Consider the following 23,373-nt stretch of genomic DNA (forward strand, 5'->3'; position numbering starts at 1 on the left):
TCGCTGAAGATAATAAACACGCTGGATATACAAAGTAATTAAATTGCGTTAAAAATTACATAAGCTATCTTTCAGAATATGAGATCAATGTGCCTGAAAAAAGCACATTTGCCTCAGATTCCGTAAAAAGCGGAAAGTCTGTAAATTTAATCCGTCCTGCAAGAAAAGGTTGTTAAAGTTATTTTTAGAAGGCAGGCTTTGTTATTGTGAGAGCATAAAATTGAAAGTTGCCTGTAGAACAGGCAACTGCATGAATTCTAAATCAGATAAGGTCTTTAAGATGGACTGTGGATTCATGGATCAGGTAATCGGCTTGAGCAGAATCCAGCCTGCCCTCAGCTTTCGTTTCATTAACGAAATCATTAAAAGTGCCAATTTTCTCTATAGCTTTAGCATCGTTTCCTTTTTCAAGATAACAGAGTATGTTGCTGATTTTCGCATTGAGAGCGGTTTTGACTGGTTTATCTACACAGTCAAGCTCATCAACGAAACTGCTTTCAACCGGATATCCTGCATCTATCCAGGCTTTGATCCCGTCCTCCATATTATTAACGTTCTTGTAGCCAGCATTTACCAGAATTTTGCTTGCGTTGACACTTCGGGTTCCGGTCTTGCAATAGACAAGTATCTTTGCATTACATTTGGGTAATAACTGATCATTCGTTCGATTTGCCAGCAGTTCCTCATACGGCAAAACTGGCTCTCCGGGTGGGTTCTTAAGGCTCGCTACCGGTATCAATACCGCTCCTTTGATATGCGCTGCATGGAATTCATCAGGGGTACGTACATCAAGAATGAAGACACTATCCTCTTCGATCATTTTCTTAGTATCATTAACACCGACATTCGTGTACGTAATATCCTTGGCTGCTGCAACACCTGGTGCGATTATGAGAAAAGCAAAGAGAATTGCAGCAAGATATGGTAAATACTGCTTATTCAATCAAATCCCTCCATTTTATCCAGTTATATACACCTGAATTTTGAGTTTTTTGGATAATTACTCAAAGCGGACTGACGCCCAGACCTGAGTAGTTATCCAGAGCGGGCTATTTATTCAAACAGACTAACTATTATTAAAGTCCATAGTCGGAAGTAGTATCCATAAGTATAGATTATTTACTTTATTTGCCGATACCATACAGATATGTACGTATCAACTATCATTATTGTACAATTGATTGGTACAAAAAAGCAAGAACCCAAAATCCGGATATTAATAAAATAGGATGTGTTAGCTTAAAACATATATATTGTTATGAATAATTGTTTCATATAACAGATTTAGTTTATGGATCGCCTGAGATGTCTTTATTTTATCTGAACAACTCCGGTTATATAGTATATTCAGAGATCTTATCTAATTGATGGGAAATCTTTAGATAGTATACCAACTTGCATCATCTTTTTTAATTTTAAGACCAGATTAATTCTTTTCCTTACTGATTGATTTTATACTTCAACGAAGTAAGAAGTAGAATATATTTTCCTTATTGATTGATTTTACACTTCAACGAAATAAGAAGTAGAACATTACAGGAACAATGAGATTCATAAAAAGAAAGAACAATCATGATAGAAAAAAGGAAAAAAGAAAGAGGAAAAGAGAAAAAAGAAAGAGGAAAAGAGAAAAAAGAAAGAGGAAAAGAGAAAAAAGAAAGAGGAAAAGAGAAAAAAGAAAGAAGAAAAGGGAAAAAGCGGACTTTTCTCACAAGAATAAATTGAAAACCATAACTACCACAAACCTATGGTTTTCAATTAATGCTCAAATACCTCATTGTCAGCCTTTGTCCTTAGTTCAGGGCTAAAGACCGGATTAAGACCGAAGCGTACCTTTCCGTTTTTACATCTCAAACCTTGTCATAACTCCATGCAGTTCGTCAGTAGGGAGCCTGTAAAACTGAACAAACGAGGGTGACAACTTCTTAATTACGGAAAAGATTCTCCAGACTATATTACTGGTAAATATATCTTCTACTCCGTAGAAAATTGTTTTTTCATAAATGCCCTGGTCTTTCAGAATCTGTTCGACGTCAACGATTTCCATATATCCTGCTCTTATTTCAAAAACTTTTAATCCTTTTGCCGGTTCTGCCGTAAACGAGCTTTCTACTCCAAAAGGACTGTCAGACTTAATAATTGAAATAAAAATATTATTTTCGTAAATAATGTTATTTTTAAACATTACATGGGAAATATATTGAGGAACTCTGGTTATATCCCGTGTAAAGAAAAGTGCAGTCCCTTTAATTTTGTTTTGAGTGACATATAGACGATTATATTTCTCAAGAAAATCCTCAGCCTTCATGAGCTTCATCAGTGAATAGAGTCTCTTCTGTCCTGATGTGTATATAATTATGAGGGAGAAGATAAAGAGTGCTATAATAATGGACCAGTAGCCTCCATGTGGGATTTTGTAGCTGTTTGAGAGAAGGAACACTATGTCGATAAATGTTATAAATAGCGAAATCGCGGCTTTGGTCATATGCTTTCTGTAATAAAATATCGAGGTCATCAGTATACCTGTTATCGACATAGTTCCCGTAACTGCCAGTCCATATGCAGCCGCAAGGTTGCTCGATTCTTTAAACAAAAGCATCATAAATAATACAGCGATTAAAAGCATCCAGTTTACTGCACTTATATATATCTGTGACTTAAGTACCCCGGAGGTATAATCAATTTTTAGCATTGGCATTACCCGGGTAGTTATTCCCTGATATACTATGGAGAACATGCCGCTTATCATAGCCTGAGAAGCGATAATTGTAGCTATAATGCTCAGGATAAGGAATGGGATATATATCAGGTGTGCCTGCTGATTTACCATCTCGAATAACACATTTCTGGAATCCGGATTCCGGATAAGAAATGCACCCTGCCCGAGATAATTCAATAACAGTGCTATGAACACGAATCTCCAGGCTTTCAAAATAGGCTCTCTCCCCAGGTGACCCATATCGGCATATAATGCCTCACCCCCTGTAGCACACAGGATTACTTCCGATAACACAAAAAATCCCGTAATCCCGTTATCCAGGAGAAAACTGATAGCATAATAAGGATTAATGGCTTTAAGCACAGCCGGGGTATAAAAAATCGAAGCAATGCCTGAAAATGCAATAACTGCAAACCATAAAACCATTATAGGCCCAAAGACCCATGTAATCTTTTCTATTCCTTTACTCTGAATTGAAAAAAGTGCTATTGCAATTGCGCCGGCAATAAGCACAATAACGCCCTGTCCTATATCTTCAAACTCGGGAATAATCCGCAGTCCTTCGACCGCGCTCAATATACTTATGGCAGGTGTAATCACTCCGTCTCCCATAAGAAAAGATGTCCCTATATACGCTAACAAAGTGACAAAAGCCACACTTCTACCCGATTTAAGAAGCGGGAGAAGCAGTTCTTTTAAGACGATCGTTCCTCCCTCACCTTTTTTACCCAGGCTCATGGCAAGCCAGGCATATTCCATGGTCACAAGTATGATAAGTGTCCAGATAATTAAGGACAAAACCCCTATTACGTGGGCTTCTGTAGGTCTTGTTAGGAGGAAAATAACTGTCAGGGTATATATAGGACTTGTCCCGATATCTCCAAAAACAAGCCCCATAGAGTTGATTACTCCCCTGAAATTATGGTTACCAGACATATTATATTCTCTGTGTTTTGTGATTCATTTGGATAAATCTGTTTTTAACAAAAGATCATAAACGTGTAAACATGAGGCTATAAGTTGCAATTTTCACGTTTAAAAAGAGTAGAAAAACAAAGAAGATTTATATAACTTTTGACTCGTTATGAAATTATTATTTTTTTACTTAGATTATAAATATTAATTTGAATTTCTGCAAACTTTATTACTTAATCCGATAGAATAAATATTGCGTATGATAGAATAAATATTGCGTATGATAGAATAAATATTGCGTATGATAGAATAAATATTGTGTATGATAGAATAAATATTGCGTATATTTCATTATGCTGGAGATTATTATTCTGTATGTTAAGTCGATTTCCAATCAACTAATTCTGTTTTTTTATTTATCCGTATCCTAAACCGTACGGATAAATATGTATTTACCCGTAGATATTTCCTTCACTGTATTCAATCCGGGTAAAAAGTGAAAAAATCCGGTAAGTGAGGAAATAGTAAGGAAATATTAAAGACAGAAGAAACCAGAAAAGAACAGACAAAGGGACTGAAGTTTAGAGATAGCGGGAAAAACGGCGGGAAAAAATGAGCAGGAAGCCATTAACCGGAAGCCAAGGAACGGAAGAATACTCAGGGGAAATCAGGGGCGAAAAAGAAGGAATCCTTCAGAAAACAACAGAAGGAGTGAATATTCTCCTCGGAGATCCCAGGAAAGCCGTTGTCAAACTCTCAGTTCCCATCATAGTCGCCATGTCAGTACAGACCATATACAGCCTTACCGATACCTTCTGGGTTGCAGGGCTTGGAGCTGATGCGCTGGCTGCTGTCGGATTTGCGTTTCCCTTTTTTCTGATCCAGATGGCGCTTACAAGCGGGCTGGGAGTTGGCGGGGGATCTGCGATTTCCAGGCGGATCGGAGCCCGAGATAAGGCAGGCGTGGACAACGTTGCCCTGCATACCTTAGTGATAATGCTTACCCTGACAGTTGCACTTACCGCGCTCGGACTTGCTTTCGTGGAAGATCTTTTTATGTATAGTGGCGCCGGAGAAACGACAGAACTCGGAGTGGAGTATGCCAGGGTGTTTTTTGCAGGGAGTTTTGTATTCTTCTTTACGAATGTGGCAAATTCTATCCTGAGAAGTGAAGGGGATTCAAAAAGAGCTATGCAGTCAATGATTCTTGGCTCAGGCTTAAATGTGATACTCGATCCGATTTTTATATATACCCTGGGGTTCGGGATTTCAGGAGCCGCCCTGGCAACAGTCGTCGCTTACGCCAGTTCCGGATTGCTGATGTTCTACTGGTTCTTCATCAAAAAAGATACTTATGTAGCTTTCAGGTTCAGTTCCTTCAAATTCGACAGGGCGATAGTAAAGGATATTTTCAGGGTAGGAATACCCTCCTCGGTTGAGCAATTCGCCCTGGCGCTGACCGCACTTATAATGAATGTTATAATTGCTACTGTTAACAGTACGGACGGAGTTGCGGTCTATGCCACAGCCTGGAGAGTAACAGGCATAGCCGTTACACCCCTGATAGGAATTTCAATATCCATGGTCTCAATTGGCGGAGCTGCTTTCGGGGAAAAGAACTTTAAAAAAGCCCGAAATGCCTTTCTTTATGCAGTTAAAATCGGTTTTCTGGTAGAAGCCGCAATTGCGGCTCTTGTGTTCATTTTTGCTCCGGAAATCGCCGCAATCTTTACACAGACTGAGGATGCCGCCCGAATCGCACCTGAGCTGACAAAACTTCTTAAAATAATGACAGTATTCTATCCCGCAGTTGCCTTCGGGATGCTCTCCGCTTCTTTCTTCCAGGGCGCAGGAAAAGGCACAAGCGCTCTTATAGCTACGCTTTTGCGAAGCCTTGTTATGACCCCCCTCTTTGCCTCACTTTTTGCATTCGGATTCGGCTGGGGACTTCCCGGCGTCTGGTGGGGGCTTGTTGCGGGTACTGTGATTGGTTCAATGTTTACTTTTGCATGGGCACAGACCTACCTGAACTGTCTGATGAGAGCGGATAAGAATTAAAGAATCACTGATTTTATTGAAAGTACCGAACCCGAATCATAAAATATAAATAGAATTTAGATATCTAGTAAGAAATCAAACAATTAGATAATTGAATAATAAGATACTGAACAATACTATTCTGAAGATGAAATTGAAACAACTATGCTCAGGACTCTTCATGTGAGTTCTGGATTTAAAGATTCATTAGAATTCCTTTCAATTCATCATCTTAATCCAGACTGGAAAAAACCCTGACTGTGATACTAATGAAGGAAGAAAGCATAACCGAAACAGTAAAACTTCAGTTTGAAATGGTTCATCTGTTTCATAAAAACTTTGCCAGAATTTTTCACCAAACCGGAAATAGCCCGCATAACCTGAATAAAAACCAGAATCGAGCAATTATGATCATCGGGGCAATAGATAATATTATGCCTACAACCCTGGGAAAGTGCCTTGATCTTCAGAAGGGAAGCCTCACAAGCATGATCGATGCCCTGGAAAGAGAGGGGCTTGTCTGCAGGAAAGGAGACCCCGAGGACCGGAGAAAAACGCTTATTTCTCTCACGGAAGAGGGGAAAGCTTACAGGGAATGGTTCATGAGAGAACTTGGAAAAAGTGTTTCCGAGATTCTCAGAAGGCTTGGTGAGGATGATATTCTTGCATATCAGGAAAGCCTGAGAACAATGCTTGCACTACTGAAGAAGCTTGATGAAACCGCCTGAGTAAAAAATCGTGCCGGAGGCCTGCAATGCATACCAAACTCATAGGCAAACTCAAGAAACTGGGGTTTACGGAAAATGAGGCAAAAATCTACGTCGGACTCCTTAGCTTGAATGAAGCTACTGCCCGGGAAATACATGAATTTACCCATGTGCCCAGGCCAAAAATTTATTCTGTGCTGGAAAGGATGGCAAAAAAAGGGTATGTGGAAGTCAAAAAAGGAACTCCAGCCTGTTTTAGAAGCATAGACCCTGAAAGGCTGACCGAAAGGCTCAAAGCTGAATTCCTTTTTTCCCTGAATGAGACCTTAAAAGAACTTAATTCCACAGGCAATCAAAAGACAAACGCTATGAAACTGGAGTCTGCACCTTAAAGCGTATAAATCTTAGCTTTTGGGAGTGTTTTCCTGGAAGGCATAAATCCAGGAAATAAAATTCTGCTCTCGGTTAAAAATGAAAACCGGGTCTCATTCAGAATTTTTATCTTATTTTAAACTTATTTATAAAACTTGGTTGTATAAAGCCACCCAGCCTGAAGAGATTGCCAGATAAACTGCATTAATAAACGAACTTTTTTTCCAATCAAAAAGCATTAAACGCCTTTGCTTTTAATTTGTTGTCTACAAACCGAGTCTTTGGAAAGCCAATAGGATAGGGTATGCTTCGGGATATCCGCTCAATTTAAAGAAATAGCAGTATTCTCAAACAGGATTTCCATAGCATAGAATTCCATCCCGTTTCTGTTCTCCGGCGCCAGGAAAGTTGATTTTAAAATGGAAGGTTCAGCTCCATCCCCACCTGGAAGAACACTGCTCTTGACCCTCTGCGCTGCCGGGAATAACTGTATTTCAGAACAAAACGCTGCCATCGATATTATAAGAAAGCCAGATTCATGAATTCGAATCCAGACTCTTGATGAGGAAGATTTTAAATAAATAATGTGAGATGGTCATAAGCGCAAAGCCAATATATTCAATTTTGCATACGTAGCTGGGCTCTATAAAGTACCAGCACTCAAAACCAGATACGCTTTTAAAAATGCAACTGGCTCAATATATTATTTTAATTATGATAAAGTGTGGACAGTGTAACTAGATAGTAAAAACATGGATATTGAGTGGAAATGAAGACAAAAAGACAAAAACTGATAGCCATACTTCTCGTAGCTAGCCTGATAGCATTCATACCCCTTGTATCAGCAGCTCCTTCAGGAACATCAGAAACCACAGTAGTAGAAGCCGCAAAAAGCTGGCTTGGGGTCAAATCCGTACATGGCGGCAGCAACAGATCGGGCATTGACTGCTCTCACCTGGTATTTGAAATTTACAAACAGGCCGGAGCCAGCGACATAGTGTTCCAAACTGTACCCAATATGAAAAAGAATTCGAATTATGTTAATACAACTTCTCCTACCCCGGGAGATATAATCTTCTGGAAAAAAGACATCACAAAAAACAACAGAACCTACTGGCTTGTAAGCCATGTGGGAATATACATCGGAAATGAACAGTTCATAGACACGTCTTTTGATACGAAAACAGTTGCCATAGAAAGTGTTAGCGGTGTGTATAAGGACGGAATGCCGTATTATGCAAAGTGGATCACTGACGGAGATAAAACGAGTACAAAGGAAGAACCTGTAATTGCCAATAATAGCGGTCCAAATGCCAATAATAGCGGTCCAAAGCTGCCAGTCGCTGCATTCTCTGTATCCCCTACCTCTGGAAAAGCACCACTGGAAGTAGCATTTACCGACAGCAGTACAGGTGCAACTTCCTGGGCCTGGGACTTTGGAGATGGAAGTGCTTCAACCGAACAGAATCCAGCGCACAATTATCTTTCAGAAGGAAACTATATCGTTGTCCTGACCGCAAACAATGAAAGTGGCTCGAGCTCAAAAACTTTAAATATAGTTGTACAGGCAGAGCGGAGTCAAGAAGGTGTGCAGGCAGAACCTGTGCGGGGAACACAGAGCCAGGAAAAAATTGTTCTTTTAGCAGACTTTAATGCAGATCCTGCCTTCGGCTATGCTCCCCTTTCGGTTCAGTTTACGGACCTATCCCGAAACGCAACAGCCTGGAACTGGGATTTCGGAGACGGAGAAAGTTCAACCGACCGAAATCCAGCGCATACCTATTACTCAGCAGGAAACTATAATGTCAACCTGATGGTGAGCAATGGAACCGAAATTGCCTCAAAAATTAGTACAATAAATGTGATGGAGGAAAGCGGTTCCAGCGACAGTAGCAGTGGAAGCAGCAGCAGTGGCGATAGCAGCAGTGGCGGCGGCAGACATCACAGTTCTGGCGGTGGAGGCGGCAGTGGCGGATCTCCCGAGCCTGCGAAGAACGTCCGGGTAAAAGAGATCTCACAGATCTTTATTCCCAATGGAAAGGATGTAAGTTTTAATTTTATAAAGAACGAAACCTGTATTGAATCAATAACTTTCCGATCAACAAAAACCGCCGGAAAAACCACTACAATAGTAGAGGAACTGAAAAATAAATCAAGCCTGATTCCCGGGCTTCCTGAAGGTATAGTCTACAGGTCATTCAATATCTGGCTCGGAAATGGCGGTTATGGCAACTCAAAAAGCATTGAAAATGCATCTGTAAATTTTAAAGTCAATACCTCATGGGTACATGAGAATAATATAAACAGGTCATCTGTTGTGTTGAATAAGTATGATGACAGGAAAGAAGAATGGGTGAAGCTGCCAGTGAAACTTACAGGTGAAGATTATCAGTTTTTGCATTTTACAGCAAACGTGCCCGGTTATTCTTCCTTCGCAATAACCTGTGCAGAAGATGAACGCAATACAATGGCTGCAGAGCCTGCTAAAACCGCTACTAACGGTACTGCAGGAAGTAATGCAAGCACGGTTGAAAACAAAATTCCCGAAGAAAACAAAAACGCTCCGGGATTCAGTATAATTAGCGGGATTGTATGTTTAGTCTTTATCTTCTTGCATAGTAAAAAAAGATAAAGCAATATAAATTATAGTAGGGTGTGAGGGTTAATGATCTAATTCTGGCAGGCGGGCTAATCCGCCTTTTGTAACCGGAACGGAGAACTACCCTCAGGCTTACCGCCTCTATTATACCCGATCCCGGGGAACTTTCTTTAATCGAGACCCGATCTGGCAATACCCACTATCGTTACTGAACCCCTCCTTTTTGAGTTCACCCGGACCTGACTTTTTACTGGAATAAAGCTTTTCTTTCTTTTAAACTGCAAACAGCGGTTTTTAGTTCATTTAAACAACTATTTATTATGCACAGGTAAAAGAGCCTGCTTAACCATAACAGAATTGAGAGAAAACTCAGAATGAAACCTGAAAGTTTCAGAGGGAAAGATAGTGAAACTTAAAATTGAGACTTCCATGCGCGTTGAACTTATAGACATTACTTCAGAAATCCAGGAAGAAATAAGAAAGAGCGAAATATCTGAAGGCATATGCCTTATCAGCACGCAGCATACTACCGCGGGCATAATAATAAACGAGAATGAAAGAGGGCTAAAAGAAGATATCCTGAATCTTTTAAACAAGCTGGTGCCCGCAGGCGCGGGATACAGCCATGACCGCATAGATAACAATGCCGATTCCCACCTCAGGGCTGTACTGCTTGGAGCAAGCGAGGCGCTGCCTGTTTCGGGAGGAAAGCTTGAGCTTGGAACCTGGCAGAGAATTTTTTTTGCAGAAATGGACGGGCCAAGATTCAGGACCGTAAATATTACGCTTTTAAGGGCTTAATACAGCAAGGATCAAAAATAATGAAAGAATAGTGAGGGAAGTTCCTTACGAATTGCCTGGAGCTATTCGGGAATCTTCCGAGTTGTTAAAATCGTCCAGGCGCATCTGCTTCCTTCTGCAGTTTTCTCCAGGGATTTCCACCGGGTACTCACCTGTGAGGCAGCCAATGCACATGTCGTTCTTATCGCATTCCAGAGCCCGCATGAGCCCGTCAATACTCAGGTATCCGAGGGAATCTGCGTTAATCAGGCTTTCGACCTCTTTAATGGTCTTATAAGAAGCGATAAGTTCCTGCCTGGTAGCCATATCTATACCCAGGTAGCAGGGAGCAATAATTGCAGGACTTCCCACCCTTGCATGAACTTCTGACGCGCCTGACCTGCGGACCATATCTATAATCCGCCTGGAGGTTGTACCCCGGACAATACTGTCGTCAACCAGAACCACACGTTTGCCTTTAACGTTATCGTGGATGGCATTCATTTTGAGCCTTACTGCGGTTTCACGCAGTTCCTGGCCAGGCAGGATAAATGTTCGTCCGATATAACGGTTCTTCATCAGGCCTTCCAGATATTTGATGCCTGATTCCCTGGCATAGCCGATTGCCGACGTAATCCCGGAGTCCGGAACAGGAGAAACAATGTCTGCGTCAACCTGATGTTCTCTGGCGAGTTCACGCCCTATGTTTTCCCGTACCTTATAGACAAGCTTTCCGTCAATCACGGAATCGGGCCTTGCAAAGTAAATAAACTCAAACACGCAGTGTGCAGGATGGGGTTCGCATCCGACCTGGTGGCTCTCAAAGCCGTCACCCGTAAAGACCATTACCTCGCCTGGCCTCACATCCCTTATAAGGGTGCCATTGAGAGTATCAATGGCTACACTTTCAGAGAAAATTCCGTATCCACCATCGACTTCCCCGAAACAGAGAGGTTTGAATCCGAAAGGATCCCGCACGGCATATAGATTGCCGTCGATGTGGATTACCAGGGAGAAAGAGCCGACAAGCTTACGCATGACGTTCCTGATTGATTCTACAGGCCCGTGTCTTATCAGTTCTTTTACGAGAAGATGACCAATGACCTCGGTATCGGAATCGCTGATAAAAATGCGTCCTTCGCACTCCAGTTCGTCCTTAAGGGTCTTGGCATTAACCAGGTTTCCGTTATGGGCAATTGCTACTGTCCCGCCCTTGAAATTCAGGACAAAGGGCTGACAGTTTTCGATTTTTGATCCTCCGGTAGTTGAGTAGCGGACATGCCCTACTCCTATGTTACCGATCAGACGTCCCAGGGAATCCTTGTTATACACATCAGGAACAAGACCCATGCCTTTTATGGAATGAGGGGACGTACCGTCATAGACCATTATGCCAGTGGATTCCTGTCCTCTATGCTGGAGGGCATACAGGGCGTAATACAGCTTGAATGCAACAGAATTGGATTGGGGCCTGTCGCCTGGTAGAATTATGCCTGCAACGCCGCACTCTTCTTTCAATTTTGACCTCCGGTGCAGGTAAAAAATAGAAAAAGTGGAACAGACAGGGTCAATACTTGCACTTTGCCTGCCACTTGTAGGTTCTCATGCGAGATGTTTTTCCAAAGCCGCATGAAGTACACTGTTTTGTATGCACGTTTAAAGAAACACTGCCGCAGCGCCTGCATTTGGCGTGCGTGCGTTTCTGCCTTTTTCCCATTGATGCCGTACCTTTACTCATTCCTAAATCTCCTGATAAAAATTAATTTGTTAGAGCAATATTCGTAATCTGAAGCGGTTATGTTTTTCTGAATTCACTCTCTGCGGCCAGTCACAATAAGTCCTGTTACTCACCGAGGTTTAACGATAATAGATGAAGGGCTTGATATAGATTACGGAGATACGTATACTACATTATCACCGCGAATAACTACACTGCTGAACTTGCTTACGACTTCTCCGTCTCTCAGCTCTTCAGCATTGTCAAGCACGAGGTTCATGTGAATATCGTATCCTTTCAGCTCGCCTCTAAACTCGCGTGCGCCTTTCAATCTAACGATTACAGGTGTATCCAGTGCGTTGTTCAAAATATCCAGAGGTCGGTTTGCCATCCTTACAATCCCCTTAAAACATTATAAATCAAGTCATTATCTATATCAATATAAATAGTTAATCCAGATTTAAACTGATCGCCGCGCTTAAATTTGCTTATTTGCATCAAAGTCGCAAATACAATATATAAATGTATCGAAGCAATATATCATTTTTTAAGTTTTCATATAAAAAATATCCTTATCCGAACGAGATTTTCTTCAAAAATACTTAAATCAGAGAGAATTCTCCTCAAAAAAACCCCGAGGTAACAGAAAATTCTCTTCAAAACCCCTTCAGGGAGAAAACTAAAGCACTACGCAAAGATACTTACAATATTTTTTATAAACAATCTCATCAAAACTTTAAAAAATTTTCTTTGAGGGCACAATATTAAATTAGTTAAGCTCATTGCCAGAAAAAAGTTCATGAAAACGATCTGATAAAAGAGAGAAACATATGACAGAAAAACACCTAGCAGTAAAAACCCCGGTTGTTATGACTATTGCAGGCTCGGACTCAGGAGGAGGAGCCGGAATTGCTGCGGATTTGAAAACCTTTGCAGCCCTTGGAGTGCACGGAACCTGTGCCATTACATCGGTTACTGCCCAGAATACTACAGGTGTTCTGGAGACCTTCGACCTTGCTCCTGAAGCGGTCGCCAGCCAGATCGAGGCTGTCTGTTCCGATATGGAAGTCAGGTGGGCAAAGACCGGCATGCTTGCCTCATCGGAGATTATAAGAGAGGTTGCAAAAGAGGTCAGGAAGCATGGACTTTTCCTCGTAGTGGATCCTGTTATGGCTGCGGAGGCAGGAGGTGACCTGCTGCGAAAAGAAGCCCTCTCTGTCCTTACCGAAGAATTGCTGCCCTTCTGCAGGGTTACCACGCCCAATGCATCCGAAGCAGGCGCACTTGCCGGAATAGCGGTCAAAACCTCCGAAGATGCGGAAAGAGCAGCAAGGAAAATTGCGGATCTCGGGGTAGAGGCTGTTATTGTTACGGGAGGGCACCTGGATGCCACAGACCTGCTTTATGAAGCAGCTTCTGACACTTTTACCCGTGTTCGGGGCACTTTCGTTAAAGGGGGAACACATGGGTCGGGCTGCACTTATTCTGCGGCATTGACCGCCTTCTTAGCCACCGGAGAGAGTCTGGAAGGGGCTGCAAGGAAAGCAAAGGAATTCGTTAAGCAGGCGATCCTTAAGAGCCGTCCTGCGGGCAGGGGAGTAAGCCCTGTAAACCAGCTTGGAGTAATTCTGGAGAAAAAAGAGCGCTACCTGGTCTTAAGGGAATTAAAAGAGGCGGTTTCAATCCTTGAGGACAGCCCTGATTTTCCAGAACTCATTCCTGAAGTAGGCTGCAACTTAGCAATGGCTATTCCCGAAGCTGACAATTACCAGGATGTTGCGGCAGTCGAAGGTAGGATAGTTAGAAAACGAGGCCGGACAGTTCCGGTAGGTTGTGTAGATTTCGGAGCCAGCAGGCATGTAGCAGGGATTATTCTTTCTGCCCTTCGCTATAAGCCTGAAATAAAGGCGGCAATCAACGTGAGATACTCCGAAAAGGTTCTTGCAGCCAGCAGGGAAATGAAGCTTGGGATTTCTTTCTTTGACAGGGCTGAAGAACCGGAAAACACAGGTACTATGGACTGGGGCACAGCCGAAGCAATTAGAAAATATGGAGGCGTGCCAAAAATCATATATGATAAAAGCGGCTCCGGAAAAGAACCAATGATATACCTGCTCGGCGCAGGTGCGGTTGAAGTGGCAACGCTTGCTGTAGAGCTTGCTGAAAAGATACGGTAAGAATCAGGCTGGAAATCAGTTGCTTCAGACAAGTGAGCGGACATCCTGAAACTGAATGAAGCTCCCGGAGACGAATAAGGATATTTAAATCCTGTTCTGGTTCTGGCTGCTTTCCCTTTTTTCTATCCCTGGTTTTAACCACTTATTTCCTCTCCGGTTTTCTCCATCTAACTGTTTTCCGTTTTCCATTCCTATTTTTGATAAGCAGTTTTCCTGAGGTCATCCTGTTTTCTTGAAAGTACATAGATGGGATTCGAATGCCTGAAGTGTAAGATAAGTAACACTTATATACATCGAGGTGCGATTTTGTGCATAAACGAATGAAGGAGAAAACCTATGGAACAGACCAAGATAATCCTTGACGAGAACGAAATGCCCGGACAGTGGTATAATGTCCTTTCAGACTTATCTTCTCCTATCGAACCGCCTCTTGACCCCAGAACCTGGGAGCCTATAAGTCCAGAAGCTCTTGAGCCGATATTCGCAAAAGCGCTTATCAAGCAGGAAATGAGCGAAGAACGGTTTATCGATATCCCTGAGGAGATACTCGAGATATACAAACTCTGGAGACCCAGTCCACTCTACAGGGCTCACAGGCTGGAAAAAGTTCTCAAAACCCCTGCGAAAATATACTATAAATATGAAGGGGTAAGTCCAGCAGGCAGCCATAAGACGAACACCTCAATCGCCCAGGCTTACTATAACATGAAAGAAGGAACCGAGAGAATGACAACCGAGACCGGGGCAGGGCAGTGGGGAAGTGCATTATCTCTTGCCTGCAACTACTTTGACCTCGATTGCAAAGTTTATATGGTCCGTTCCAGTTATTACCAGAAACCTTACCGAAAATCCCTGATGACAGTCTGGGGAGGAAATGTTGTTCCCTCACCCAGCCCGGACACGGAGTTTGGGAGAAAAATTCTTAAAGAACAGCCGGAAACCCCGGGAAGCCTGGGAATAGCAATCAGTGAAGCCGTAGAGGATGCAATCGCGCACGATAATACGAAATACTCTCTCGGAAGCGTGCTTAACCATGTCATACTCCACCAGACAATAATCGGGACTGAAAGCAAAAAACAGCTTGAGAAGGTTGAAACCTATCCTGATATAGTTATAGGCTGCTGCGGGGGAGGAAGCAATCTTGCAGGAATCTCCCTTGAGTTTATTAAAGATAGGCTGGAAGGAAAGGGCAATACAAGAGTAATTGCAGTTGAGCCCTCGGCATGCCCGACCCTGACCGAAGGGGAATACAGGTACGACTACGGAGATACTGCAGAGATGACCCCACTTTTGAAAATGTATACCCTGGGTCACAAGCATGTGCCACCTGCCATTCATGCAGGCGGCCTCCGCTATCACGGGGACTCCCCAATCATAAGTAAACTCTGCGCTGAAGGGTTTATTGAAGCTGTTTCATATGATCAGTATCCGGTATTTGATGCAGGTGTGCAATTCGCACGGACCGAAGGCATAGTTCCTGCTCCGGAATCTTCCCATGCCATCCGCTGTGCAATTGACGAAGCCCTCAAATGCAAACAAACCGGGGAAGAAAAAACTATACTCTTCAACCTGAGCGGACACGGGCATTTCGACATGAGTTCCTACGATAAATATTTCAACAAAGAACTCACCTGAAACAGCCGGAAAAAGAACTAAAATTGTGCAGGATTCAAGCAGGATGCTTTTAAAGCATCCATTCATAAAACCGGGAATCTCTGGACACTGAGTAAAGAAGAAAACGTCAATAAAAACTAAACTGATCCCGTACTGCTGCGATCACATGGCGACCCCAGAGATTCTCCGATTTTTCGTAATCCGAAGCGGAACTCGGGTGGCTCTACTCCGGATCTCTCTTGCTCAGAATGTAAGAAACCATCATAGGATTGAGCTTGCTCTCCTGCGCTACCTTCTCAGCAATCTTCTCAACTGAAGTCCCTTCAGCCTTCATACTTCTTATTTTTGAAATCAAGGAAGGAGGAATAGTATAGTACTCGTTAATATCTTTCCTGTGCCCCCATACATCCCCTTCAAGGAGTTGAACCTTTTGCATTTCCAGAAACATCTCTATAGCTCTTGAAATTGTCCTTCTATATGATTTAGGAAGCTGAATCACCTCCAATTTCGGACAGGTCTCAACAAGCAGGAAAACATCTTTATTTGACGGTCTGAATGCGAGATGTACAACCTTCTCATTCGGATTCAGTGACAGAATTTCATTTCTTGAACTGACAACTCTTATTTTCATACAGATCCCCCGACCCAAAACTTAATTAAAGAATCAATAAAATAAGTTACACGACTTTATTTAAATAATTTTCCTATGTATACTCGTTGGCTTTCTCCCGTTAGTTTTAGAATACTTGAAAAAAAGGCATATAGGAAAGCAAAAATAAAACAACTAAGAAAAAACAATACATTTAAACCTTAAATGTTTATAAATTAATTTTACCGGTCTTACTAAATATAAAAAGAGGGTTTTGTAAAATTCTTTATTGTTTTGTAAAGGTTCTTTATTATTTATGCACAGTAGAAGAGCATATAAAGGTCCTACATCTAACAAAAGCTAAATAATTGATCCAGTACTGCAAATCCAGAAAAGGTTAAGAAAAGTATACATTAGATGGAAGTTCCAGCGGAACTCCATCCTGAAAGAAGGATTCGTATCTTAAGGAAAAGCTTTTAGAAAACTTCCAGGACCTTTTTAAAGATACTGTTCCTGTTTATTCCTGTCGAAGATAAATCCATTTTATTCCTGTTTATTCCTGTTAGAAGATAAATCCATTTTATTCCTGTTTATTCCTGTTAGAAGATAAATCCATTTTATTCCTGTTCTGAGGCCGGTCCGTTTATTCCTGTTCGCCATCCTTCACAGGACACAACCTGAAAATGGCATAAAGGCGTATCCCGGAGGGATGGCGAAAGAATTTACGGATTAATCCACGATTTTCTTGCTCAGGATATAAAGGATCATGTCCGAGTTTAATTTGCTTTCCCGCGAAAGCTTTTCGGCAATGACCTCATTGGTAAAGCGGTCGGCTTTTAATTCCTGAATCTTTTCCAGAACATTCTGAGATACATTATAATATTCGTTTATGTCCTTCCTGTGCCCCCATACGTCTCCTTCCAGAAGATTTATCTTCTGCATCTCCAGGAACATCTCTATTGACTTGGAAACAGTCCTTCTGTAAGATTTAGGAAGCTGTATCGCTTCAATTTTCGGACATGTTTCCGCAAGCATGAATACATCCCTGTTAGATGGTCTAAAAGCAAGGTGAATAACCTTCTCATTCGGATTCAGGGTAGGAATTTCCTCCCGTGAACTAACTACTCTGATTTTCATACGCATCCCCACTCTCTTTTTAAGAATTAAATTTTCATTTATTTAAAAATCAAATTTTGTTTACGCATTTACATTTTATATACATATCGATTAGCAGAAATATTATTTACAGGGTTTGTACCCAAAGCGAGTTCTAATAGCATCAGCATGTGCCTGTAAACCCTCCTCCTCGGCTAATGCGATTATAGTTTCTTTCAGACTTTCAAGCCCACTCTTGCTGATTTTCTGGATACTCGAGTACTTGATAAAGTGGTTGATATTCAAACCCGAATACACTCTGGCGTATCCGGCAGTAGGAAGCACGTGATTGGTTCCTGAGGCGTAATCCCCGACTGGGACAGGAGAATAATTTCCTATAAAAATCGATCCTGCATTTTTAATTCTGTTCAGTACGGAATCCGGGTCCGAGACCATAATCTCAAGGTGTTCGGGCGCAAACTTATTGCTGAAACCGATACACTGTTCCAGGGAGTCTGCCGTGAGAATTGCGGCATTTTCTAGAGAAGCTTTTACAATGCTGCTTCTTGCAGCCTGTTCAGCCTGAACAAGCACTTCTTTTTTTACAGCTTCTGCCAGCGTATCCGAACACGTGACGAGTATCGAGACTGCACTTGGATCATGTTCAGCCTGCGCTATAATATCCGACGCAGCCATAACAGGATCTGCCGACTCATCTGCAATAATGAGCACTTCGCTTGGGCCCGCAGGGAAATCAATCTCTGCAACGTTCCTGATCTGCATTTTTGCAGATGTGACAAAAACATTTCCAGGCCCTACAATTTTGTCCACCTTTGGAACCGTTTCGGTCCCATAAGCCAATGCCCCAATAGCCTGCACGCCGCCGAGTTTGAAGACTTTATCGGCTCCTGCAACCTTTGCGGCAGCAAGCGTAAGCGGGTGTATGGAACCGTCCTGCCTTGGGGGCGTACATACAATTACCTGCTCCACTCCTGCAACCCTGGCGGGGATTACAGTCATGAGCACGGTTGAGGGATAGGAAGCCCGCCCTCCCGGAGCATACGCACCCACGCTTTCCAGAGGTGTTGCTTTTTGGCCCAGCACAATTCCCGGCCTGAGTTCCATGAACCAGGTAGCTTCAGGGAGCTGAGCTTCGTGGAAAGCCTTTATGTTTGAGGCTGCGGATTTAAGGTGATCCAGAAGTTCGGGACTTATATCGGAAAGGGCCTTTTCGAACTCCTCCTCACTGACCCCAAAATTTTCAAGTTCGACTTTATCGAATTTAGCCGTATATTTCCTGAGTGCGGCATCGCCTTCAGCACGCACATCCGAAAGCACGGCTGAAACGGTTTTCGCTACATCCTCAAGCCCGGATCCCCGGGAGAGCAATTTCTGCATTTCAGCTTCCGAAACATCAGATAACTTTTTGAATAACATCGTGACCATCTCTGAAATAACCTGACAGGACCTTATAAAACCTGAAACCTGAAAACTTAATATAAACCTGTTAACCTGATAATCCAATCCCATTAAATCCCTGCCCTCATTTAATATTTTATCCCTTCTTGAGCCGGTTAACAAAGCAGAGAAGACCTTAAAAAAGACCTGAATTATCAGGAGATAAAAGGAATGAGGCAGGTAGAATTAATAATCACTGATTGTTTTTTGCCCAGCGGAAGGACTTTTCTCAGAAGGTTCGGGCTCAACAATTTCATTAACTGCTTCTGTGACGCCTATCTGCTTAAAAATCCTTTCTGCGATCTTCGGCCCAAGAAGAGTGGCGACTTTTGCAGGATCTGCCCCTGCAAGTTCTGCTGAAGACCTGAAGCCTGCCTCGTAAAGTCTCCTTGCTCTCACGCGCCCTATGCCTCTGATATCGAGCAGGTCCATAAGTTCCGGGGCTGCCCCGTAGCGGATCCTCTTCTCAAGTTCTGCGGCTTCTTTTGCCCCCTTGAGACCAAGGAGCCTGGCAAGCTGGGCAGTGACATGTATTATCCATTCCGCAATATCCGCAATTGCATGAATATCCCCCTCTCCTGTGCCGAATTTTGAGCAAATTTCATTTTCGGATTTCTCATGGATCCAGTCAACCAGAAGCAGAGAAGTCTTAACCTCTCCCAGGAACCATTCATATTCCGTAATATTGAAAGGGCTGGGCACCTTTACGAATTCACCGGCGTGAGCCATTACATAATCGTTAATGTCCTGATAATCCTGATTCCGCATATAGAGCAGGCGCATATCAGGCGTACTGCAAATAAGGTGCAGCAGAGTGAGCTCCGTGAGGGTTTCCGCTTCTTTAAGACCCTTTGCAATGCGGGAGGCTGACAGTGGATCGATATAGAGTCTTGAGACAAGTTTTCCGAAGCCTGTAGAAATAAGGGCATCGGTTTTCTCAAGCATTTCCTCCTGGCGCAGGAAGTTCAGGCACTCATCCACAACCGTAGAAAGCCCGAAGTTCGAGTACTGGAAAGCGAAGAATGTTGCCTCCAGAAAATCCATTAATTCTTCTTTTGTCCTTGCAAAGCCATTGGAAATCGTAGAAAGCACATGGGTTCGGAGGGCATTTTCGGTTCCGAGCTTGGACCAGATATCTTCGGCACCGGCTTCGATATAGTTCTCAAAAAGAAATAGAAATTCCTCATTTGATTTTGCAACAAGTACAGCCTCTCCGTAAGGGTCAAGCCTCGGCCTTCCTGCCCTGCCTGCCATCTGCTTGTACTCGAGCACAGGAATAGGCTGCATTCCGCTTTCCGAGGAATAGCGCCGATAACTCCTGATAATTACCCGCCGCGCAGGCAGGTTGAGCCCGGCTGCAAGAGTTGGAGTGCTTGAAATCAGCTTTATTTTTCCAGCCCTGAACCCATCCTCAACAAGCTCTCTTAGAGGTGTGGTAAGCCCGGCATGATGAAAAGCCGTTCCTGAGCGGACGCAGGCTGCAAGGTTCATTGAAATATCGGTTTCACTGTTTTCAAGGATTTCATCCGCAATTCCTGCCAGAACCTCTCTGTCCTCTACAGAAAGCGTCTTTTTAACGGAGGAAGCTGCTTTTTTCGCAAAAGCCATGCAGTTTTTCCTGCTGCTTTCGAAAACCAGGCACTGTCCGCCTTTTCTGAGGGTATCCAGTGCAAGATTTACAGCTTCATCTTTTGTAGACTTCTCAACAGGCTTTTCCCAATCCTTGCAGTAGAATGTACCATTAAAGAATACTCCTTCCCGAAGTTCGGTAGGTCTCCATTCACTTACTACAAGTTCAGCTTCCAGCCAGGCTGCAAGTTCATCGGCGTTCCCGACAGTTGCAGACAGCGCCAGAATCTGGCAGGAAGGGTTCATTCTCCGGAGCTTTGCAAGGGTAACCTCAAGCGTGGGCCCCCTGTCCGCAGAATCAATAAGATGCACCTCATCTGCTACAACTACTGAAATTTCCTGCATCCAGGCAGTCTCGTTCCTGAGCAGGGAATCGGTTTTTTCCGATGTCGCAACAATAATATCATTTACCCCCAGTCCTTCATCCCGCAGGTCGTAGTCTCCCGTAGAGATTCCAACTCTTATACCGAGCTCCGAAAATTCCCGAAATCGCCTGAATTTCTCGGAAGCGAGAGCTCTGAGAGGCACGATATAAAGCGCCTTTCCTCCTGCCATGATGGACTTCAGCATCGCAAGCTCGGCAAGGAGAGTCTTTCCCGAAGCCGTTGGGATTGCAGCAAGCAAGTTTCTTCCTTCAAGCAGCCCTTTTTCAACGGCTTCAGCCTGAGGGGGGTAAAGTTCCAGAATCCCGGAGTCGAGATAAAACCGTTTTACTTCGTCGGGCAGATCGAGACTTTCTATATTCATTGAAAACCAGCAACTCACACATTGGATAAAATACTATTTTTAAATTGCTCTCATTAACGAAAAAATATTTTCTGCACAATCTCTTCAAAACATATGCAAAAGACTCTGCAAAGTTCCGGGTTCCCGGTTAAGGGAACCAGATTCAGGAACTTTTCAAACTGACATAATATTAATGTTAGTCTAACTGATTTAATGGTCTGGAGAATTTAATTACCAGCCGAATAATAGTAATTTCCACTCTCCTTCTGTTCCCTGTCAAGCCTTGAGCCAAGATTATTCACACGCGGACGCCTTGTTTCCTCGTCCCGGCGGAAGGTTATGCCCAGGTTTTTCAGGAATCTGTTCATGCCGGCTTCCATGCTGAACGGGCCATGCGCTTCACCGTATATCGAGGGTTTGCCTTCGAAAACCATTAGGCGCTGGCTCAACATATCTACCATGTAGATATCATGGTCTACAACAAGGGCTGTTTTCTGATTACTTTCAGCAAAGCGGTTAATGACTTTTGTGACCATGGAACGCTGTTCCACATCCAGGTGGGCACTGGGCTCGTCCAGAATATAGAGGTCGGCTTCCTGAGAAAGGCAGGCTGCAATTGCTACCCTTTGCAGTTCTCCGCCACTTAGATCCGTAAGCAGGCTGTCATAGATCTTTTCAAGCTGGAGCGGATTCGAAATCTCGACCTCGTAGTAACTTGTCCCGAACTGCTTTGAGATCCCACGCAGGAAGTCCTGTACGCTAACCGGAGTATCGGCTTTAATGTACTGAGGCTTGTAAGAAATCTTGACATCTATGCCTGGGTCACCCTCATCAGGCTTGATTTCCCCGGCAAGGATTTTTACGAAGGTAGACTTTCCTATTCCGTTCGGGCCCACTATTCCGAGCACTTCGCCTTCCCGAAGGCTGCCGCCTGTGGCTTTCAGGGAGAAGCCGTCCCCGAATTTCTTTGAAAAACCGTTAAAAGTAACCATTGATCTTAACTGGTAGTCTTCTCTTGGAGGGTGGACTTCAAATTTAATGGCTTCAGGCCGGATCCTTATGTTTTCCTCGGGGAGGTAACCTTTAAGATACTGGTTGATCCCAACACGTACACTCTTCGGAAGAGTGACCACACCAAAAGCTGCAGGCTCTCCATAAGCAATATGGATTACATCTGTAAGCATATCAAGGATTGCAAGGTCGTGTTCTACCACAAGTACAGCCCTGTCCTTTGAAATCTTCTGGATCAGGCGGGCAACATTAATCCTCTGGTAGATGTCGAGATAAGGACTGATTTCGTCAAAGAAGTAGAACTGGGTATCCCTGGCTGCACATGCTGCGATTGCCACACGCTGCAATTCCCCACCGCTCAACTCCGAGATTTTCCTGTCGATTACTCCTCTCAGGTCAAGGTAATCAATAAGCTCATCAAGAATTCCCCTCTCATCGGTTTTTCCAAGCAGTTCGGAGGTTTTTCCTTTGAAAGCCTTAGGTATCAGGTCCACATACTGGGGCTTCTGGGAAACCCGGACCTTTCCGTCCGCTACAGCCTTGAAATAGTCGTAAAGCGCGCTTCCGGCGTAGTGCTCAAGCACAGTATCCCAATCGCCTTTTTCCTGTCCGAAGTTCGGGATTAAAGCTCCTGAAAGAATTTGAACGGAGGTACTTTTTCCTATCCCGTTAGGGCCGAGAATTCCTGTTACTTTTCCTGTCCTGGGCACAGGCAGCCCGAAAAGGGCAAAACCGTTCGGTCCATACCTGTGAGTCGGCTCCTTCAGAGCTTCAGGAAGCCCTATAATCATAATAGCTTTAAAAGGGCATTTGTTAACGCAAATCCCGCAGCCTACACAGAGTTCCTCGGAAACGACGGGTTTTCCGCCGTCCTCAAAAACAATCGTCTCGTCCCCTGTCCGAACCCTCGGGCAGTACTTCTCGCACTCTTTGCTGCACCGTCTGGGCTGACATCTATCTTTATTAAGTATAGCTATTCTCATAATAGTCCCCGAAAATTACGTTTTTTCCTTGATTTTTTCCTTGATTTATCAGATAAGATGGAATACGTACCTGCTGAAATTTTCAAGAGAGGCGCGTGACAATATTGATATTTGCTATAGTAGAGAGCAATTATCACGGCAGGGCAATATAATAATGTAAAGGTACCCTATTGAAAAATTTATTGTACATATACAGCAGTTTCGGTTATGAAATACCTGCTCTGGTATATGAACCGTTGGACGAT

At 43.3% G+C, this 23,373-nt stretch carries 18 protein-coding genes; 8 read left to right on the forward strand and 10 right to left on the reverse strand.

All coding sequences use genetic code 11. The annotated features are described in order from the left end of the window. Positions 1 to 262: 262 nt before the first annotated feature. A complete protein-coding gene (locus EQO05_RS03405) occupies positions 263 to 943 on the reverse strand; it encodes a rhodanese-like domain-containing protein (protein WP_128503812.1) in 681 nt (226 codons plus the stop codon). 629 nt (positions 944 to 1,572) lie between these two features. Here EQO05_RS03405 and EQO05_RS15395 point away from each other — a divergent pair. Continuing rightward, positions 1,573 to 1,725 carry a hypothetical protein gene (locus tag EQO05_RS15395; RefSeq protein WP_164888453.1) on the forward strand — a complete coding sequence of 51 codons (153 nt, stop codon included), beginning with the start codon at positions 1,573 to 1,575 and terminating at the stop codon, positions 1,723 to 1,725. A gap of 118 nt (positions 1,726 to 1,843) precedes the next feature. Here EQO05_RS15395 and EQO05_RS03410 read toward each other — a convergent pair whose 3' ends face one another. Then, positions 1,844 to 3,655: a KUP/HAK/KT family potassium transporter gene (locus EQO05_RS03410; RefSeq protein WP_128503814.1), complete on the reverse strand. Its 1,812-nt coding sequence runs from the start codon at positions 3,653 to 3,655 to the stop codon at positions 1,844 to 1,846. Positions 3,656 to 4,246: 591 nt separating this feature from the next. On the opposite strand from EQO05_RS03410, the gene EQO05_RS03415 reads away from it, so the two are divergent. The 5 genes from EQO05_RS03415 to EQO05_RS03440 all read left to right on the forward strand — a co-directional run bounded on the left by EQO05_RS03415 (position 4,247) and on the right by EQO05_RS03440 (position 10,150). After that, on the forward strand, positions 4,247 to 5,692 hold the full coding sequence (locus EQO05_RS03415; protein ID WP_128503816.1) for an MATE family efflux transporter: 1,446 nt from the start codon (positions 4,247 to 4,249) through the stop codon (positions 5,690 to 5,692). 248 nt (positions 5,693 to 5,940) lie between these two features. Next, a complete protein-coding gene (locus EQO05_RS03420; RefSeq protein WP_128503818.1) occupies positions 5,941 to 6,399 on the forward strand; it encodes a MarR family winged helix-turn-helix transcriptional regulator in 459 nt (152 codons plus the stop codon). Between the two features lie 26 nt (positions 6,400 to 6,425). After that, the gene (locus EQO05_RS03425; protein ID WP_128503820.1) at positions 6,426 to 6,770 is read left to right on the forward strand and encodes a TrmB family transcriptional regulator; all 345 of its coding nucleotides are present in this window, start codon (positions 6,426 to 6,428) and stop codon (positions 6,768 to 6,770) included. 749 nt (positions 6,771 to 7,519) lie between these two features. Next, entirely contained in the window at positions 7,520 to 9,382 is a 1,863-nt protein-coding gene (locus EQO05_RS03435; RefSeq protein ID WP_128503824.1) for a PGF-pre-PGF domain-containing protein, read from the forward strand. A 372-nt stretch (positions 9,383 to 9,754) separates the two neighbouring features. After that, entirely contained in the window at positions 9,755 to 10,150 is a 396-nt protein-coding gene (locus tag EQO05_RS03440; RefSeq protein ID WP_128503826.1) for a secondary thiamine-phosphate synthase enzyme YjbQ, read from the forward strand. A 45-nt stretch (positions 10,151 to 10,195) separates the two neighbouring features. Here the strand turns inward: EQO05_RS03440 and purF are convergent, their stop codons facing one another. From purF to EQO05_RS03455, 3 genes are all read right to left on the reverse strand, one after another. Next, complete coding sequence (purF, locus tag EQO05_RS03445) at positions 10,196 to 11,647, reverse strand: amidophosphoribosyltransferase (protein WP_128503828.1); 1,452 nt, start codon at positions 11,645 to 11,647, stop codon at positions 10,196 to 10,198. Between the two features lie 49 nt (positions 11,648 to 11,696). Then, positions 11,697 to 11,867, reverse strand: a complete 171-nt coding sequence (locus EQO05_RS03450) for a 50S ribosomal protein L37e (protein WP_011032294.1) — start codon at positions 11,865 to 11,867, stop codon at positions 11,697 to 11,699. Between the two features lie 151 nt (positions 11,868 to 12,018). After that, positions 12,019 to 12,237, reverse strand: a complete 219-nt coding sequence (locus tag EQO05_RS03455) for an LSm family protein (protein ID WP_011023130.1) — start codon at positions 12,235 to 12,237, stop codon at positions 12,019 to 12,021. A gap of 439 nt (positions 12,238 to 12,676) precedes the next feature. On the opposite strand from EQO05_RS03455, the gene thiD reads away from it, so the two are divergent. Together thiD and EQO05_RS03465 are read left to right on the forward strand one after the other, a co-directional pair. Further along, complete coding sequence (gene thiD, locus EQO05_RS03460) at positions 12,677 to 14,023, forward strand: bifunctional hydroxymethylpyrimidine kinase/phosphomethylpyrimidine kinase (protein WP_128503830.1); 1,347 nt, start codon at positions 12,677 to 12,679, stop codon at positions 14,021 to 14,023. Between the two features lie 336 nt (positions 14,024 to 14,359). Beyond that, positions 14,360 to 15,658, forward strand: coding sequence for a TrpB-like pyridoxal phosphate-dependent enzyme (locus EQO05_RS03465; RefSeq protein WP_128503832.1), 1,299 nt, complete (start codon positions 14,360 to 14,362; stop codon positions 15,656 to 15,658). A gap of 202 nt (positions 15,659 to 15,860) precedes the next feature. Here the strand turns inward: EQO05_RS03465 and EQO05_RS03470 are convergent, their stop codons facing one another. From EQO05_RS03470 to EQO05_RS03490, 5 genes are all read right to left on the reverse strand, one after another. Continuing rightward, positions 15,861 to 16,268: a DUF1699 family protein gene (locus tag EQO05_RS03470; RefSeq protein ID WP_128503834.1), complete on the reverse strand. Its 408-nt coding sequence runs from the start codon at positions 16,266 to 16,268 to the stop codon at positions 15,861 to 15,863. A 687-nt stretch (positions 16,269 to 16,955) separates the two neighbouring features. Next, positions 16,956 to 17,363, reverse strand: a complete 408-nt coding sequence (locus tag EQO05_RS03475) for a DUF1699 family protein (protein WP_128503836.1) — start codon at positions 17,361 to 17,363, stop codon at positions 16,956 to 16,958. Positions 17,364 to 17,465: 102 nt separating this feature from the next. Next, positions 17,466 to 18,767: a histidinol dehydrogenase gene (hisD, locus tag EQO05_RS03480; RefSeq protein WP_128503838.1), complete on the reverse strand. Its 1,302-nt coding sequence runs from the start codon at positions 18,765 to 18,767 to the stop codon at positions 17,466 to 17,468. 198 nt (positions 18,768 to 18,965) lie between these two features. Continuing rightward, positions 18,966 to 21,155 (reverse strand): ATP-dependent DNA helicase, encoded by a 2,190-nt coding sequence (locus EQO05_RS03485; protein WP_128503840.1) that lies wholly within the window; start codon positions 21,153 to 21,155, stop codon positions 18,966 to 18,968. 206 nt (positions 21,156 to 21,361) lie between these two features. Next, positions 21,362 to 23,128 (reverse strand): ribosome biogenesis/translation initiation ATPase RLI, encoded by a 1,767-nt coding sequence (locus EQO05_RS03490; RefSeq protein WP_128503841.1) that lies wholly within the window; start codon positions 23,126 to 23,128, stop codon positions 21,362 to 21,364. Between the last annotated feature and the right edge of the window lie 245 nt (positions 23,129 to 23,373).

The sequence above is a fragment of the Methanosarcina sp. MSH10X1 genome, assembly GCF_004099695.1.
Taxonomy (GTDB): domain Archaea; phylum Halobacteriota; class Methanosarcinia; order Methanosarcinales; family Methanosarcinaceae; genus Methanosarcina.